13 protein-coding genes and 1 tRNA gene are annotated in these 15,710 nt (G+C 58.4%); all 14 read left to right on the top strand.

From position 1 onward, the window contains the following. Positions 1–142, top strand: a 142-nt coding sequence (locus QSV36_RS01635) for an EF-Tu C-terminal domain-related protein (RefSeq protein ID WP_445648523.1), incomplete at its 5' end; no start/stop codon positions are given. A gap of 54 nt (positions 143–196) precedes the next feature. After that, positions 197–272: transfer RNA gene (locus tag QSV36_RS01630), tRNA-Trp, on the top strand. A gap of 44 nt (positions 273–316) precedes the next feature. Beyond that, entirely contained in the window at positions 317–685 is a 369-nt protein-coding gene (gene secE, locus QSV36_RS01625; protein WP_003257081.1) for a preprotein translocase subunit SecE, read from the top strand. Positions 686–694: 9 nt separating this feature from the next. Then, positions 695–1,228, top strand: coding sequence for a transcription termination/antitermination protein NusG (nusG, locus tag QSV36_RS01620; protein WP_003255501.1), 534 nt, complete (start codon positions 695–697; stop codon positions 1,226–1,228). Between the two features lie 119 nt (positions 1,229–1,347). After that, positions 1,348–1,779: a 50S ribosomal protein L11 gene (gene rplK, locus QSV36_RS01615; RefSeq protein ID WP_003255500.1), complete on the top strand. Its 432-nt coding sequence runs from the start codon at positions 1,348–1,350 to the stop codon at positions 1,777–1,779. Then, complete coding sequence (rplA, locus tag QSV36_RS01610) at positions 1,779–2,474, top strand: 50S ribosomal protein L1 (protein WP_013970629.1); 696 nt, start codon at positions 1,779–1,781, stop codon at positions 2,472–2,474. The genes rplK and rplA overlap by 1 nt, the downstream gene beginning before the upstream one ends. A 197-nt stretch (positions 2,475–2,671) precedes the next feature. After that, entirely contained in the window at positions 2,672–3,172 is a 501-nt protein-coding gene (rplJ, locus tag QSV36_RS01605; RefSeq protein ID WP_003257082.1) for a 50S ribosomal protein L10, read from the top strand. 78 nt (positions 3,173–3,250) lie between these two features. After that, entirely contained in the window at positions 3,251–3,622 is a 372-nt protein-coding gene (rplL, locus tag QSV36_RS01600; protein ID WP_013970630.1) for a 50S ribosomal protein L7/L12, read from the top strand. Between the two features lie 220 nt (positions 3,623–3,842). After that, the gene (gene rpoB / locus QSV36_RS01595) at positions 3,843–7,916 is read left to right on the top strand and encodes a DNA-directed RNA polymerase subunit beta (protein WP_289129216.1); all 4,074 of its coding nucleotides are present in this window, start codon (positions 3,843–3,845) and stop codon (positions 7,914–7,916) included. A 64-nt stretch (positions 7,917–7,980) separates the two neighbouring features. Beyond that, positions 7,981–12,180, top strand: coding sequence for a DNA-directed RNA polymerase subunit beta' (rpoC, locus tag QSV36_RS01590; protein ID WP_170027990.1), 4,200 nt, complete (start codon positions 7,981–7,983; stop codon positions 12,178–12,180). Between the two features lie 211 nt (positions 12,181–12,391). Then, positions 12,392–12,763 carry a 30S ribosomal protein S12 gene (rpsL, locus tag QSV36_RS01585; protein ID WP_003257088.1) on the top strand — a complete coding sequence of 124 codons (372 nt, stop codon included), beginning with the start codon at positions 12,392–12,394 and terminating at the stop codon, positions 12,761–12,763. A gap of 106 nt (positions 12,764–12,869) precedes the next feature. Continuing rightward, entirely contained in the window at positions 12,870–13,340 is a 471-nt protein-coding gene (gene rpsG / locus QSV36_RS01580) for a 30S ribosomal protein S7 (protein ID WP_003246741.1), read from the top strand. Positions 13,341–13,370: 30 nt separating this feature from the next. Beyond that, the gene (gene fusA, locus QSV36_RS01575) at positions 13,371–15,515 is read left to right on the top strand and encodes an elongation factor G (protein ID WP_225780170.1); all 2,145 of its coding nucleotides are present in this window, start codon (positions 13,371–13,373) and stop codon (positions 15,513–15,515) included. A gap of 30 nt (positions 15,516–15,545) precedes the next feature. After that, positions 15,546–15,710, top strand: a 165-nt coding sequence (locus QSV36_RS01570; RefSeq protein ID WP_289129221.1) for a GTP-binding protein, incomplete at its 3' end; no start/stop codon positions are given.

The raw sequence follows: 15,710 nt of genomic DNA, 5'->3' as shown, positions 1-15,710 counted from the left end.
TGAAATGGTAATGCCAGGTGACAACATCCAGATGACTGTCACTCTGATCAAGACCATCGCAATGGAAGACGGTCTGCGCTTCGCTATCCGTGAAGGCGGTCGTACCGTCGGCGCCGGCGTCGTAGCAAAAATTATTGAATAAGTAGTTGATTTACTTGATCAGGCCGGTATAATGGCCGGCCTGATACAGCGTTACAGGTCAGTAGCTCAATTGGCAGAGCGACGGTCTCCAAAACCGTAGGTTGGGGGTTCGATTCCCTCCTGACCTGCCATTTCACCTCGGTGTGATGGCTTTCTTCTCACAGGATCCTCCTCGATGACTCCCAAAACTGAAGCCCAAGAATCGCGTTTTGATCTGTTCAAGTGGCTGGCTGTAGTGGCTTTGGTGGTTGTCGGTGTAGTGGGTAATCAGTATTACTCCGCCTCTCCGATCCTGTATCGCGTCCTTGCACTTCTCGTCCTGGCTGCTGTCGCGGGCTTTGTAGCTCTGCAGACTGCGAAGGGCAAGTCGTTCTTTGCGCTGGCGAAGGAAGCTCGTACCGAGATTCGTAAAGTCGTGTGGCCGACCCGCCAGGAAACCACCCAGACCACGCTGATTGTCGTGGCTGTCGTGCTGGTTATGGCACTGCTGCTGTGGGGTCTTGATTCCCTGCTCGGCTGGGCGGTCTCCTTGATCGTTGGCTAAAGGTGTCCCGTGGCTAAGCGTTGGTATGTTGTGCATGCTTACTCGGGTTACGAGAAGCATGTAATGCGCTCCCTGATCGAGCGCGTCAAGCTGGCTGGCATGGAAGACGGTTTCGGCGAGATCCTGGTCCCGACCGAAGAAGTCGTCGAAATGCGCAATGGCCAGAAGCGCAAGAGCGAGCGTAAATTCTTCCCTGGCTATGTTCTGGTCCAGATGGAGATGAACGAAGGGACTTGGCACTTGGTCAAGGATACCCCTCGCGTGATGGGCTTTATTGGCGGTACTGCAGACAAGCCTGCACCGATCACCGATAAAGAAGCCGAAGCTATCCTGCGTCGCGTTGCCGACGGTAGTGACAAGCCGAAGCCGAAGACGCTGTTCGAGCCGGGTGAAGTGGTTCGAGTCATTGACGGTCCGTTTGCAGACTTCAATGGTAGCGTCGAAGAGGTCAACTACGAGAAGAGCCGGCTGCAGGTTGCAGTGCTCATTTTCGGTCGCTCTACTCCGGTAGAGCTCGAGTTCAGCCAGGTCGAAAAGGTCTAGGCGAACGCAGCATCCCATACCCCGCAGCCCTGTGTGCTGCGGGGTTTTGTCGTCACTGGGATAAAACGCAAGTCATCCGGGGAGCCATCAGGCGTTCGTACCCGATTTTGGAGTAGCTCATGGCTAAGAAGATTCAGGCTTACATCAAGCTGCAAGTTAAGGCCGGCCAGGCCAACCCAAGCCCACCCGTTGGTCCAGCACTGGGCCAACACGGTGTGAACATCATGGAATTCTGCAAGGCCTTCAACGCCCGTACCCAGGGTCAAGAAGCCGGCCTGCCGACTCCTGTGATCATCACTGTCTACAGCGACCGTAGCTTCACCTTCGAGACCAAGAGCACCCCTGCCTCGGTTCTGCTGAAGAAAGCTGCTGGCCTGACCAGTGGTTCGGCTCGCCCGAACACCGTTAAAGTCGGTACCGTTACCCGCGCTCAGCTGGAAGACATCGCCAAAGCCAAACAGGCTGACCTGACTGCCGCTGACCTGGACGCTGCTGTACGCACCATCGCTGGCTCTGCCCGCAGCATGGGCCTGAACGTGGAGGGTGTGTAATGGCTAAGCTGACCAAACGCCAAAAGGCAATCGCCGAAAAAATCGAAGCAGGCAAAGCCTACAACTTCGAAGAAGCGGCCACTCTGCTGGCCTCGCTGCCGGCTGCCAAGTTCGTAGAATCCTACGACATCGCCGTTAACCTCGGTGTTGACCCGCGTAAATCCGACCAGGTCGTACGTAGCGCTACCGTGCTGCCACACGGCACTGGCAAGACCGTTCGCGTTGCCGTCTTCACCCAGGGCCCAGCTGCTGAAGCCGCTCTGGCTGCCGGCGCTGACCGCGTAGGTATGGACGATCTGGCTGCCGAAATGAAAGGCGGCGACCTGAACTATGACGTCGTTATCGCATCGCCTGATGCCATGCGCGTTGTAGGTCAGCTGGGTCAGGTTCTGGGTCCTCGTGGCCTGATGCCTAACCCGAAAGTGGGTACCGTAACTCCAGACGTAGCCGGCGCCGTCAAGAACGCCAAGGCTGGTCAGGTTCGCTACCGTACCGACAAGAACGGTATCATCCACACCTCCGTTGGCAAGGTCGGCTTCGAAGCTGGCAAGCTGAAGGAAAACGTTGAAGCCCTGATCGCTGACCTGAAGCGTATCAAGCCGGCTTCCTCGAAAGGTATCTACGTCAAGCGCGTTACCCTGAGCACCACCATGGGCCCAGGTCTGGTCATCGATCAGAGCTCGCTGAACGTGTAAGTACTTGGTGGCGCGACCTGTCGCGCCACCAGCAAAAATTGGGGTCCCTGCCTGGCGGGGGCTATCCAAGACCGTAGGCGGCGCAAGCCTTAAAAAACCAGCCCACGCAGATGGTGCTCCCGATTCGTTACCGAATCAGACACCAAAACGACATCCGGCTTCGGCCAGATGAAACGGTAAAAACCAGGAGTAAACCCGTGGCAATTAAACTCGAAGACAAGAAGGCCATCGTCGCTGAAGTCAACGAGGCTGCCAAAGTCGCTCTGTCCGCTGTCGTGGCTGATGCCCGTGGTGTGACTGTAGGCGCAATGACCGGACTCCGTAAAGAGGCCCGCGAAGCCGGCGTGTACGTGCGTGTCGTACGTAACACCCTGCTCAAGCGCGCTGTTGAAGGTACCGAATTCTCGATCCTCAACGACGCGTTCAAAGGCCCGACCCTGATTGCTTTCTCCAACGAACACCCGGGCGCTGCTGCTCGTCTGTTCAAAGAGTTCGCCAAGGGTCAGGACAAGTTCGAGATCAAGGCAGCTGCGTTTGACGGCAAGTTCCTTGCCGCTAACCAGATCGACGTGCTGGCAACCCTGCCAACTCGCGACGAGGCTATCGCACAGCTGATGAGCGTAATCCAAGGTGCAACCAGCAAGCTGGCTCGTACCCTGGCAGCTCTGCGCGACCAGAAAGAAGCTGCTGCTGCCTAAGGCGCACGCAACTCTTTCAAAATCATACGTTTAATTTGATGGCTGCGTAGGCTGTCACCCCAATACAGGATTTAAGTCATGTCTCTGACTAACGAACAAATCATCGAAGCGATCGGCCAGAAAACCGTTCTGGAAATTGTTGAACTGATCAAAGCGATGGAAGAAACCTTCGGCGTTACCGCTGCTGCCGCTGTTGCCGCTGGCCCAGCTGCTGGCGCTGCTGCCGCTGTTGAAGAACAGACCGAGTTCAACGTCGTTCTGACCGAAGCTGGCGACAAGAAAGTAAACGTGATCAAGGCCGTTCGTGAACTGACCGGTCTGGGCCTGAAAGAAGCCAAAGAGAAAGTCGACGGCGCTCCTCAGGTTATCGCTGAAGGCGTTTCGAAAGAAGCCGCTGAAGACGCGAAGAAGAAGCTGGAAGAAGCTGGCGCTAAAGTCGAGCTGAAGTAATCTCGACCTTGCGACTCCAGTCCGAGCGTTGAGCGAAGGGCTGATGGCTGGTGGCTTATGCCACCGGCCTTTTTCCGTTATTGGTGGCCGGTCAGGCCGGCCCCGATAACAAGCTGCAAGACACCCATGTGGGTGGCGCAAACCAAGGGGTTTGCACGATTTTCTGGCTGCTCCCGCCGGGAGAAGCCAAACAAGCAGGTGACCAAGCTGGGGAACGCTGATGGCTTACTCATACACTGAGAAAAAACGTATCCGCAAGGACTTTAGCAAGTTGCCGGACGTCATGGATGTGCCTTACCTCCTGGCCATCCAGCTGGATTCGTATCGCGAATTCCTGCAAGCGGGAGCATCCAAGGATCAGTTCCGCGACGTCGGCCTGCACGCGGCCTTCAAATCGGTATTTCCGATCATCAGCTACTCCGGCAATGCTGCCCTGGAGTACGTAGGCTATCGCCTGGGCGAACCCGCCTTCGATGTGAAGGAATGTGTCCTGCGTGGCGTGACCTTCGCGGTCCCACTGCGGGTCAAGGTGCGCCTGATCATCTTCGACAAGGAATCGTCGAACAAAGCGATCAAGGACATCAAAGAGCAAGAAGTCTACATGGGTGAAATCCCCCTGATGACTGAGAACGGTACCTTCGTTATCAACGGTACCGAGCGTGTGATCGTTTCCCAGCTGCACCGTTCGCCTGGTGTGTTCTTCGACCACGACCGTGGCAAGACGCACAGCTCCGGCAAGCTGCTGTACTCCGCTCGCATCATCCCTTACCGCGGTTCCTGGCTGGACTTCGAGTTCGATCCGAAGGACTGCGTGTTCGTACGTATCGACCGTCGCCGCAAACTGCCGGCCTCGGTGCTGCTGCGCGCCTTGGGCTACAGCACTGAAGAGGTGCTGAACACCTTCTACACCACCAACGTCTTCCACATTTCCGGTGAGAAACTCAGCCTGGAACTGGTGCCGCAGCGTCTGCGTGGTGAGGTTGCCGTCATGGACATCCATGACGAAACCGGCAAGGTCATTGTCGAGCAGGGCCGCCGTATTACCGCGCGCCACATCAACCAGCTCGAGAAAGCTGGCGTCAAGCAGCTGGACGTTCCAATGGAATACGTCCTGGGCCGTACGACTGCCAAGGCCATCGTGCATCCGGCTACCGGCGAGATCCTGGCCGAATGCAACACCGAGATGACCACCGAGCTGCTGATCAAGGTTGCCAAGGCACAGGTCGTTCGTATCGAAACCCTGTACACCAACGACATCGATTGCGGTCCGTTCATCTCCGACACCCTGAAGATCGACACCACCAGCAACCAGCTGGAAGCTCTGGTCGAGATCTACCGCATGATGCGTCCAGGCGAGCCGCCAACCAAGGATGCTGCCGAGACCCTGTTCAACAACCTGTTCTTCAGCGCCGAGCGTTACGACCTGTCTGCCGTTGGCCGCATGAAATTCAACCGCCGTATCGGTCGTACCGAGATCGAAGGTTCGGGCGTGCTGAGCAAGGAAGATATCGTCGAGGTCCTGAAGACCCTGGTCGACATCCGTAACGGCAAAGGCATCGTCGACGACATCGACCACCTCGGTAACCGTCGCGTACGTTGCGTCGGCGAGATGGCCGAGAACCAGTTCCGCGTTGGCCTGGTGCGTGTCGAGCGCGCGGTCAAGGAACGCCTGTCGATGGCAGAAAGCGAAGGCCTGATGCCGCAAGACCTGATCAACGCCAAGCCGGTTGCGGCGGCGGTGAAAGAGTTCTTCGGTTCTAGCCAGCTGTCCCAGTTCATGGACCAGAACAACCCGCTCTCCGAGATCACCCACAAGCGCCGTGTCTCCGCACTCGGCCCAGGCGGTCTGACCCGTGAGCGCGCCGGCTTCGAAGTCCGTGACGTACACCCGACTCACTACGGTCGCGTGTGCCCGATCGAGACCCCTGAAGGTCCGAACATCGGTCTGATCAACTCCCTGGCAGCCTATGCCCGCACCAACCAGTACGGCTTCCTGGAAAGCCCGTACCGCGTGGTGAAGGAAGGCGTGGTCAGCGACGACATCGTGTTCCTCTCGGCCATTGAAGAAGCGGATCACGTCATCGCCCAGGCTTCGGCAGCGATGAACGAGAAGAAGCAGCTGATCGATGAGCTGGTAGCGGTTCGTCACCTGAACGAATTCACCGTCAAGGCGCCGGAAGACGTCACCCTGATGGACGTTTCGCCGAAGCAGGTTGTTTCCGTCGCTGCGTCGCTGATTCCGTTCCTCGAGCACGACGACGCCAACCGTGCATTGATGGGTTCGAACATGCAGCGTCAGGCTGTACCGACCCTGCGCGCCGACAAGCCGCTGGTAGGTACCGGCATGGAGCGCAACGTAGCCCGTGACTCCGGTGTCTGCGTGGTTGCTCGCCGTGGTGGTGTGATCGACTCGGTCGACGCCAGCCGTATCGTTGTCCGCGTTGCCGACGACGAAGTGGAAACCGGCGAAGCAGGTGTGGATATCTACAACCTGACCAAGTACACCCGTTCGAACCAGAACACCTGCATCAACCAGCGTCCGCTGGTGAGCAAGGGTGACAAGGTGCAGCGTGGCGACATCATGGCCGACGGCCCGTCCACCGACATGGGTGAACTGGCACTGGGTCAGAACATGCGCATCGCGTTCATGGCGTGGAACGGCTTCAACTTCGAAGACTCCATCTGCCTGTCCGAGCGTGTGGTCCAGGAAGACCGCTTCACCACCATCCACATCCAGGAACTGACCTGTGTGGCGCGTGACACGAAGCTTGGCCCAGAGGAAATCACTGCGGATATCCCGAACGTGGGTGAGGCCGCACTGAACAAGCTGGACGAAGCCGGTATCGTCTACGTGGGTGCCGAAGTCGGCGCTGGTGACATCCTGGTCGGCAAGGTCACGCCAAAAGGCGAAACCCAGCTGACGCCGGAAGAAAAACTGCTGCGCGCAATCTTCGGTGAGAAGGCCAGCGACGTTAAGGACACCTCCCTGCGCGTGCCAACCGGCACCAAGGGTACCGTCATCGACGTACAGGTCTTCACCCGTGATGGTGTCGAGCGTGACAGCCGCGCCTTGGCCATCGAAAAGATGCAGCTGGACGAGATCCGCAAGGACCTCAACGAAGAGTTCCGCATCGTCGAAGGTGCTACCTTCGAGCGTCTGCGTTCTGCCCTGAACGGCCAAGTGGTCGACGGTGGCGCGGGCCTGAAGAAAGGCACCGTGATCACTGACGAAGTGCTGGACGGTCTGGAGCACGGCCAGTGGTTCAAACTGCGCATGGCCGAAGATGCACTGAACGAGCAGCTGGAAAAGGCTCAGCAGTACATCGTCGACCGTCGCCGTCTGCTGGACGACAAGTTCGAAGACAAGAAGCGCAAGCTGCAGCAGGGCGATGACCTGGCGCCGGGCGTACTGAAGATCGTCAAGGTTTACCTGGCAATTCGCCGTCGCATCCAGCCGGGTGACAAGATGGCCGGTCGTCACGGTAACAAAGGTGTCGTCTCGGTCATCATGCCGGTCGAAGACATGCCGCACGACGCCAACGGTACTCCGGTCGACGTCGTACTGAACCCGCTGGGCGTACCTTCGCGTATGAACGTCGGTCAGATCCTCGAAACCCACCTGGGCCTGGCGGCCAAGGGGCTGGGCGAGAAGATCGACCGTATGATCGAAGAGCAGCGCAAGGCCGCTGAACTGCGCGTGTTCCTGACCGAGGTCTACAACGAGATTGGCGGTCGCCAGGAAAACCTGGACGAGTTCACCGACGAAGAGATCATGGCCCTGGCCAACAACCTGAAGAAGGGCGTGCCGATGGCCACCCCGGTCTTCGACGGTGCCAAGGAGCATGAGATCAAGGCCATGCTGAAGCTGGCCGACCTGCCAGAGAGCGGCCAGATGGTGCTGTTCGATGGCCGTACCGGCAACAAGTTCGAGCGTCCTGTGACCGTTGGTTACATGTACATGCTCAAGCTGAACCACTTGGTGGACGACAAGATGCACGCGCGTTCCACTGGTTCCTACAGCCTGGTTACCCAGCAGCCGCTGGGTGGTAAGGCGCAGTTCGGTGGTCAGCGTTTCGGGGAGATGGAAGTGTGGGCGCTGGAAGCATACGGCGCGGCATACACCCTGCAAGAAATGCTCACAGTGAAGTCGGACGACGTGAACGGCCGTACCAAGATGTACAAGAACATCGTGGATGGCGATCACCGTATGGAGCCGGGCATGCCCGAGTCCTTCAACGTGTTGATCAAAGAGATCCGTTCGCTCGGTATCGATATCGATCTGGAAACCGAATAACACGTGACGCGAAGGGGAGTGGGGCAGGTAATGCTCGCTCCCTGCTCCGCCAGGAGGAAAGGCCTTGAAAGACCTACTGAATTTGCTGAAAAACCAGGGTCAAGTCGAAGAGTTCGACGCCATCCGCATCGGTCTGGCGTCGCCTGAAATGATCCGTTCGTGGTCGTTCGGTGAAGTTAAGAAGCCGGAAACCATCAACTACCGTACGTTCAAGCCTGAGCGTGACGGCCTGTTCTGCGCCAAGATCTTTGGCCCAGTCAAGGACTACGAGTGCCTGTGCGGCAAGTACAAGCGCCTCAAGCACCGCGGCGTGATCTGCGAGAAGTGCGGCGTTGAAGTTGCCCTGGCCAAGGTTCGTCGTGAGCGCATGGCGCACATCGAACTGGCCTCGCCGGTTGCCCACATCTGGTTCCTGAAGTCGCTGCCGTCCCGTATCGGCCTGCTGATGGACATGACCCTGCGTGATATCGAGCGCGTGCTCTACTTCGAGAGCTACGTGGTTATCGACCCGGGCATGACCACCCTGGAAAAGGGCCAGCTGCTGAACGACGAGCAGTACTTCGAAGCGCTGGAAGAGTTCGGTGACGACTTCGATGCCCGCATGGGTGCCGAGGCTGTCCGCGAGCTGCTGCACGCTATCGACCTGGAGCACGAGATCGGCCGCCTGCGTGAAGAAATTCCGCAGACCAACTCGGAAACCAAGATCAAGAAGCTGTCCAAGCGCCTGAAGCTGATGGAAGCGTTCCAGGGCTCGGGCAACCTGCCTGAGTGGATGGTTCTGACCGTCCTGCCAGTGCTGCCGCCGGACCTGCGTCCGCTGGTTCCGCTGGATGGCGGCCGCTTCGCGACCTCCGACCTGAACGACCTGTATCGTCGGGTGATCAACCGTAACAACCGTCTGAAGCGCCTGCTGGATCTGTCGGCGCCGGACATCATCGTGCGCAACGAAAAGCGCATGCTGCAGGAAGCGGTCGACGCCCTGCTGGACAACGGCCGTCGCGGTCGCGCCATCACCGGCTCGAACAAGCGTCCGCTGAAGTCCCTGGCTGACATGATCAAAGGTAAGCAAGGTCGCTTCCGTCAGAACCTGCTCGGTAAGCGTGTGGACTACTCTGGCCGTTCGGTAATTACCGTAGGTCCGACCCTGCGTCTGCACCAGTGCGGTCTGCCGAAGAAGATGGCCCTCGAGCTGTTCAAGCCGTTCATTTTCGGCAAGCTGGAAATGCGTGGTCTGGCGACCACCATCAAGGCTGCCAAGAAGATGGTCGAGCGCGAGCTGCCAGAGGTCTGGGACGTGCTCGCCGAGGTGATCCGCGAACACCCCGTACTGCTCAACCGTGCGCCTACCCTGCACCGTCTGGGTATCCAGGCCTTTGAGCCGGTTCTGATCGAAGGCAAGGCCATCCAGCTGCACCCGCTGGTCTGTGCCGCGTACAACGCCGACTTCGACGGTGACCAGATGGCCGTTCACGTGCCGCTGACCCTGGAAGCCCAGCTCGAAGCGCGCGCGCTGATGATGTCGACCAACAACATCCTGTCGCCAGCCAACGGTGAGCCAATCATCGTTCCGTCGCAGGACGTTGTACTGGGTCTGTACTACATGACCCGCGAAGCCATCAACGCCAAGGGCGAAGGTCGCGTATTCGCTGACCTGCAGGAAGTCGACCGCGTATTCCGCGCCGGCGAGGCTGCTCTGCACGCGAAAATCAAGGTTCGTATCAACGAAACCGTGAAAGAGCGTGACGGTTCCGTGGTCAAGAACACCCGCATCGTCGACACCACTGTCGGCCGTGCGCTGCTGTTCCAGGTTGTACCGGCGGGCCTGCCGTACGACGTGGTCAACCAGCCGATGAAGAAGAAGGCGATCTCCAAGCTGATCAACCAGTGCTACCGCGTGGTTGGTCTGAAAGAGACCGTTATCTTCGCTGACCAGCTGATGTACACCGGTTTCGCTTACTCGACCATTTCCGGCGTCTCCATCGGTGTTAACGACTTCGTTATCCCGGACGAGAAGGCCCGCATCATCGGTACCGCTACCGACGAAGTGAAGGAGATCGAGAGCCAGTACGCTTCCGGCCTGGTAACCCAGGGCGAGAAGTACAACAAGGTCATCGACTTGTGGTCGAAGGCGAACGACGAAGTGTCCAAGGCGATGATGGCCAACCTCTCGAAAGAGAAGGTCATCGACCGCGAAGGCAAGGAAGTCGAGCAAGAGTCCTTCAACTCGATGTACATGATGGCTGACTCCGGTGCGCGGGGTTCTGCGGCCCAGATCCGTCAGCTGGCCGGTATGCGTGGCCTGATGGCCAAGCCGGACGGCTCGATCATCGAGACGCCGATCACTGCGAACTTCCGTGAAGGCCTGAGCGTTCTGCAGTACTTCATTTCGACTCACGGTGCTCGTAAGGGTCTGGCGGATACCGCACTGAAGACTGCGAACTCCGGTTACCTGACTCGCCGTCTGGTAGACGTTGCCCAGGATCTGGTGGTTACCGAGATCGACTGCGGCACCGACCAGGGTCTGCTGATGACTCCGCACATCGAAGGCGGCGACGTTGTAGAGCCGCTGGGTGAGCGTGTACTGGGTCGTGTTATCGCCCGTGATGTGTTCAAGCCAGGCACCGAGGACGTCATCGTTCCGGCCGGTACTCTGGTCGACGAGAAGTGGGTCGAGTTCATCGAGCTGAACAGCATCGACGAAGTCGTCGTACGTTCGCCAATCAACTGCGAAACCCGCTACGGTATCTGCGCCAAGTGCTACGGTCGTGACCTGGCTCGCGGTCACCAGGTGAACATCGGTGAAGCTGTCGGCGTTATCGCTGCGCAGTCGATCGGTGAGCCGGGTACCCAGCTGACCATGCGTACGTTCCACATCGGTGGTGCTGCAAGCCGTACCTCGGCTGCCGACAGCGTCCAGGTGAAGAATGGCGGTATGGTGCGTCTGCACAACCTGAAGCAGGTGGAACGTGCCGATGGCAACCTGGTTGCCGTATCGCGTTCGGGCGAACTGGCCATTGCCGACGAGTTCGGCCGTGAGCGTGAGCGCTACAAGCTGCCTTACGGTGCGGTGATTTCGGTCAAGGAAGGTGAAAAGGTCGAAGCTGGCGCCATCGTCGCCAAGTGGGACCCGCACACCCACCCGATCGTCACCGAACTGAAAGGTACCGTGACCTTCGTGGGCATGGAAGAAGGCATCACCATCAAGCGTCAGACCGACGAACTGACCGGTTTGACCAACATCGAAGTTCTGGACGTCAAGGATCGCCCTGCCGCTGGTAAGGAAATCCGTCCGGCAATCAAGATGGTCGACGCTTCCGGCAAGGACCTGTACCTGCCAGGTACCGACGTACCTGCCCAGTACTTCCTGCCGGCCAACGCCCTTGTCGGTGTGGCTGACGGTGCCCAGATCGGTGTCGGTGACGTTATCGCGCGTATCCCGCAAGAAACGTCGAAGACCCGTGACATCACCGGTGGTCTGCCGCGCGTTGCCGACCTGTTCGAAGCACGCCGTCCGAAAGAAGCCTCGATTCTGGCTGAAGTCAGCGGCACCATCGCATTCGGTAAAGAGACCAAGGGCAAGCGCCGCCTGGTCATTACCCCGACCGATGGCAGCGAACCGTACGAAGAGCTGATTCCGAAGTGGCGTCACCTGAACGTCTTCGAAGGCGAACAGGTAAACCGCGGCGAAGTTATCTCCGACGGCCCGAGCGATCCGCACGACATCCTGCGTCTGCTGGGTGTGAGCGCGCTGGCGAAGTACATCGTCAACGAGATCCAGGACGTTTACCGTCTGCAGGGCGTGAAGATCAACGACAAGCACATCGAGACCATCCTGCGTCAGATGCTGCGCAAGGTCGAGATCACCGAGTCGGGCGATTCCAGCTTCATCAAGGGCGACCAGATGGAACTGACCCAGGTGCTGGTAGAGAACGAGCGTCTCGCCGCCGAGGACAAGTTCGTCTCCAAGTTCACCCGCGTGCTGCTGGGTATCACCAAGGCCTCGCTGTCGACCGAGTCGTTCATCTCCGCGGCTTCCTTCCAGGAAACCACCCGCGTACTGACCGAAGCGGCGGTAACCGGCAAGCGCGACTACCTGCGCGGCCTGAAAGAGAACGTGGTCGTGGGTCGTCTGATCCCGGCCGGTACTGGTCTGGCCTACCACAGCGAGCGCAAGCGTCGCCGTGACGCCGACAAGCCGCTGCGTGTGAGCGCCAGTGAGGTGGAAGCCGCACTGACCGAAGCGCTGAACTCCAGCGGTAACTAAGTACAGGGCAGGGCCCCGGCGCAACTCGCAAGGCCATCGGTGACATCAATTGTTGCCGATGACCGGGCGGGGAGGGCCGGGGCCTCGTCTTGACTGGGTGCAAGATCCTCTTTAGACTTTTGTACCCTTAAATTTGGTGAGGCTCCGTCTCGCCAATTTTTGGCTTTCTTGCAAGACAATAGCGTCGCAAGACAATCAGTGGAGCTAGTAGATGGCAACTATCAACCAGCTGGTACGTCAGCCGCGTAAGCGTACCGTCGAGAAATCCGACGTACCTGCGCTGCAGAACTGCCCGCAGCGTCGTGGCGTGTGCACCCGTGTGTACACCACCACGCCGAAAAAACCTAACTCGGCACTGCGTAAAGTATGCCGTGTGCGCCTGACCAACGGTTTCGAGGTTTCCTCGTACATCGGCGGTGAAGGCCACAACCTGCAAGAGCACAGCGTCGTCCTGATCCGTGGCGGCCGTGTAAAAGACTTGCCAGGTGTTCGTTACCACACCGTTCGCGGCTCTCTGGATACTTCGGGCGTTAAAGGCCGTAACCAGGGTCGTTCGAAGTACGGTACCAAGCGTCCGAAGTAATCGGTCGTTTGCAGACATCCATTTATTTGAGTCGATAAGAGTAAGGTCGGGCAGGGGTCGAGAGACCTGGTCCCGGGCTAACCTGAAGACCGTTTGAGGGCTTATCATGCCAAGACGTCGTGTAGCAGCAAAACGTGAGATCCTTGACGATCCGAAGTACGGATCCCAGATTCTCGCCAAGTTCATGAACCACGTGATGGAAAGCGGCAAGAAGGCCGTAGCCGAGCGCATCGTTTACGGTGCCCTGGATACCGTCAAAGCACGCAAGAACAGCGACCCCCTGGAAATCTTCGAGAAAGCTCTCGACGCCATCGCTCCGCTGGTCGAAGTTAAGTCCCGCCGTGTCGGCGGTGCCACTTACCAGGTTCCGGTTGAAGTTCGTCCATCCCGTCGTAACGCTCTGGCAATGCGCTGGCTCGTAGACTACGCCCGCAAGCGCGGCGAGAAGTCGATGGCCCTGCGCCTGGCCGGCGAGCTGCTGGATGCTGCTGAAGGCAAGGGTGCTGCAGTCAAGAAGCGTGAAGACGTGCACCGTATGGCCGAAGCCAACAAAGCGTTCTCGCACTACCGCTTCTAATTCAAGCATCAATCATTTTGCGAGGGCTTTATGGCTCGTACTACAGCAATTAACCGCTACCGTAACATCGGTATCTGTGCCCACGTTGACGCGGGCAAGACTACCACTACCGAGCGGATCCTGTTCTACACAGGTCTGAGCCACAAGATGGGCGAGGTGCATGACGGCGCCGCGACCACCGACTGGATGGTGCAGGAGCAGGAGCGCGGTATCACCATTACCTCTGCTGCCGTTACCACCTTCTGGAAAGGTTCCCGTGGTCAGTATGACAACTACCGCGTAAACGTCATCGATACCCCCGGCCACGTTGACTTCACCATTGAAGTAGAGCGTTCGCTGCGCGTACTCGACGGCGCGGTCGTTGTGTTCTGCGGTACCTCCGGCGTTGAGCCGCAGTCCGAAACCGTATGGCGTCAGGCCAACAAGTACGGCGTTCCGCGTGTTGTCTACGTGAACAAGATGGACCGTGCCGGTGCCAACTTCCTGCGCGTTGTCGGCCAGATCAAGAACCGCCTGGGTCACACCCCGGTTCCGGTCCAGCTGGCTATCGGTGCAGAAGACGACTTCCAGGGTCAGGTCGACCTGATCAAGATGAAAGCCATCTACTGGAACGAAGACGACAAGGGCACCACCTACCGCGAAGAAGAAATTCCTGCGGATATGGTTGAGCTGGCCAACGAATGGCGCAGCAACATGGTCGAGGCTGCTGCCGAAGCCAACGAAGAGCTGATGAACAAGTACCTTGAAGAAGGCGACCTGTCCGTCGAAGACATCAAGGCTGGTCTGCGCGCCCGTACTCTGGCGAGCGAGATCGTTCCTGCTGTCTGCGGTTCCTCGTTCAAGAACAAGGGCGTGCCCCTGGTTCTCGACGCCGTTATCGACTACCTGCCGGCTCCGACCGAGATCCCTGCAATCAAGGGTATCAACCCGGACGACGCCGACCTGGCCAAAGACGACCCGGCTGTTCGCCAAGACGAGCGTCACGCCGACGACAACGAGCCGTTCTCGGCTCTGGCGTTCAAGATCGCTACCGACCCGTTCGTAGGTACCCTGACCTTCGTTCGCGTCTACTCGGGCGTTCTGAGCTCCGGTGACTCGGTCATCAACTCGGTAAAAGGCAAGAAAGAGCGCGTTGGTCGTATGGTGCAGATGCACGCCAACCAGCGTGAAGAGATCAAGGAAGTACGCGCTGGCGACATCGCGGCCCTGATCGGCATGAAGGACGTTACCACTGGTGAAACCCTGTGCGACGCCGACAAGCCAATCATCCTTGAGCGTATGGACTTCCCTGAGCCGGTAATTTCCCTGTCGGTTGAGCCGAAGACCAAGCAAGACCAGGAAAAGATGGGCATCGCTCTGGGCAAGCTGGCCCAGGAAGACCCGTCGTTCCGCGTCAAGACCGACGAAGAAACCGGCCAGACCATCATCTCCGGTATGGGTGAGCTGCACCTGGACATCATCGTTGACCGCATGAAGCGCGAGTTCAACGTTGAGGCCAACATCGGCAAGCCGCAGGTTTCCTACCGCGAGAAGATCACCAAGTCTGGTGTCGAGATCGAAGGTAAGTTCGTTCGTCAGTCCGGTGGTCGTGGTCAGTTCGGTCACTGCTGGATCCGCTTCTCCGAGCCGGATCAGGACGAAAAAGGCAACATCACCGAAGGCCTGGTCTTCACCAACGAAGTCGTTGGCGGTGTGGTTCCTAAGGAATACATCCCGGCGATCCAGAAGGGTATCGAAGAGCAGATGAAGAACGGCGTTGTTGCCGGCTATCCTCTGATCGGTCTGAAGGCTACCGTGTTCGACGGTTCGTACCACGACGTCGACTCCAACGAGATGGCGTTCAAGATCGCGGCCTCCATGGCGACCAAGCAGCTGGCCCAGAAGGGCGGCGGTGTTGTGCTTGAGCCGATCATGAAGGTTGAGGTAGTAACCCCTGAAGACTACATGGGTGACGTGATGGGTGACCTGAACCGTCGTCGTGGTCTGATCCAGGGTATGGATGACTCGGTTTCCGGCAAGGTTATCCGTGCAGAAGTCCCGCTGGGAGAGATGTTCGGTTATGCGACCGACGTTCGTTCCATGTCTCAGGGTCGCGCAAGCTACTCCATGGAATTCTCCAAGTACTCCGAAGCTCCGTCGAACATCGTCGAAGCACTCGTTAAAAAACAAGGCTAATCCAGCCCTTTAGGCAAGAGGTTCACTGTCGTGGCTAAAGAAAAATTTGATCGTTCCCTTCCCCACGTTAACGTCGGCACCATCGGCCACGTTGACCACGGTAAGACCACTCTGACCGCAGCTCTGACTCGCGTCTGCTCCGAAGTATTCGGTTCGGCAGTCGTTGAGTTCGACAAGATCGACTCGGCTCCGGAA

This window comes from Pseudomonas sp. BCRC 81390 (assembly GCF_030341915.1).
Lineage (GTDB): Bacteria > Pseudomonadota > Gammaproteobacteria > Pseudomonadales > Pseudomonadaceae > Aquipseudomonas.
This window is presented reverse-complemented; position numbering and strand designations above follow the sequence as displayed.

What these genes read in the sequence shown, in the direction of transcription:
- fusA (WP_225780170.1), top strand. Translation starts at nt 13,371, where the DNA reads ATGGCTCGTACTACAGCAATTAACCGCTACCGTAACATCGGTATCTGT.
- rpoB (WP_289129216.1), top strand. Translation starts at nt 3,843, where the DNA reads ATGGCTTACTCATACACTGAGAAAAAACGTATCCGCAAGGACTTTAGC.
- rplK (WP_003255500.1), top strand. Translation starts at nt 1,348, where the DNA reads ATGGCTAAGAAGATTCAGGCTTACATCAAGCTGCAAGTTAAGGCCGGC.
- rpsG (WP_003246741.1), top strand. Translation starts at nt 12,870, where the DNA reads ATGCCAAGACGTCGTGTAGCAGCAAAACGTGAGATCCTTGACGATCCG.
- rplL (WP_013970630.1), top strand. Translation starts at nt 3,251, where the DNA reads ATGTCTCTGACTAACGAACAAATCATCGAAGCGATCGGCCAGAAAACC.
- secE (WP_003257081.1), top strand. Translation starts at nt 317, where the DNA reads ATGACTCCCAAAACTGAAGCCCAAGAATCGCGTTTTGATCTGTTCAAG.
- rpsL (WP_003257088.1), top strand. Translation starts at nt 12,392, where the DNA reads ATGGCAACTATCAACCAGCTGGTACGTCAGCCGCGTAAGCGTACCGTC.
- rplA (WP_013970629.1), top strand. Translation starts at nt 1,779, where the DNA reads ATGGCTAAGCTGACCAAACGCCAAAAGGCAATCGCCGAAAAAATCGAA.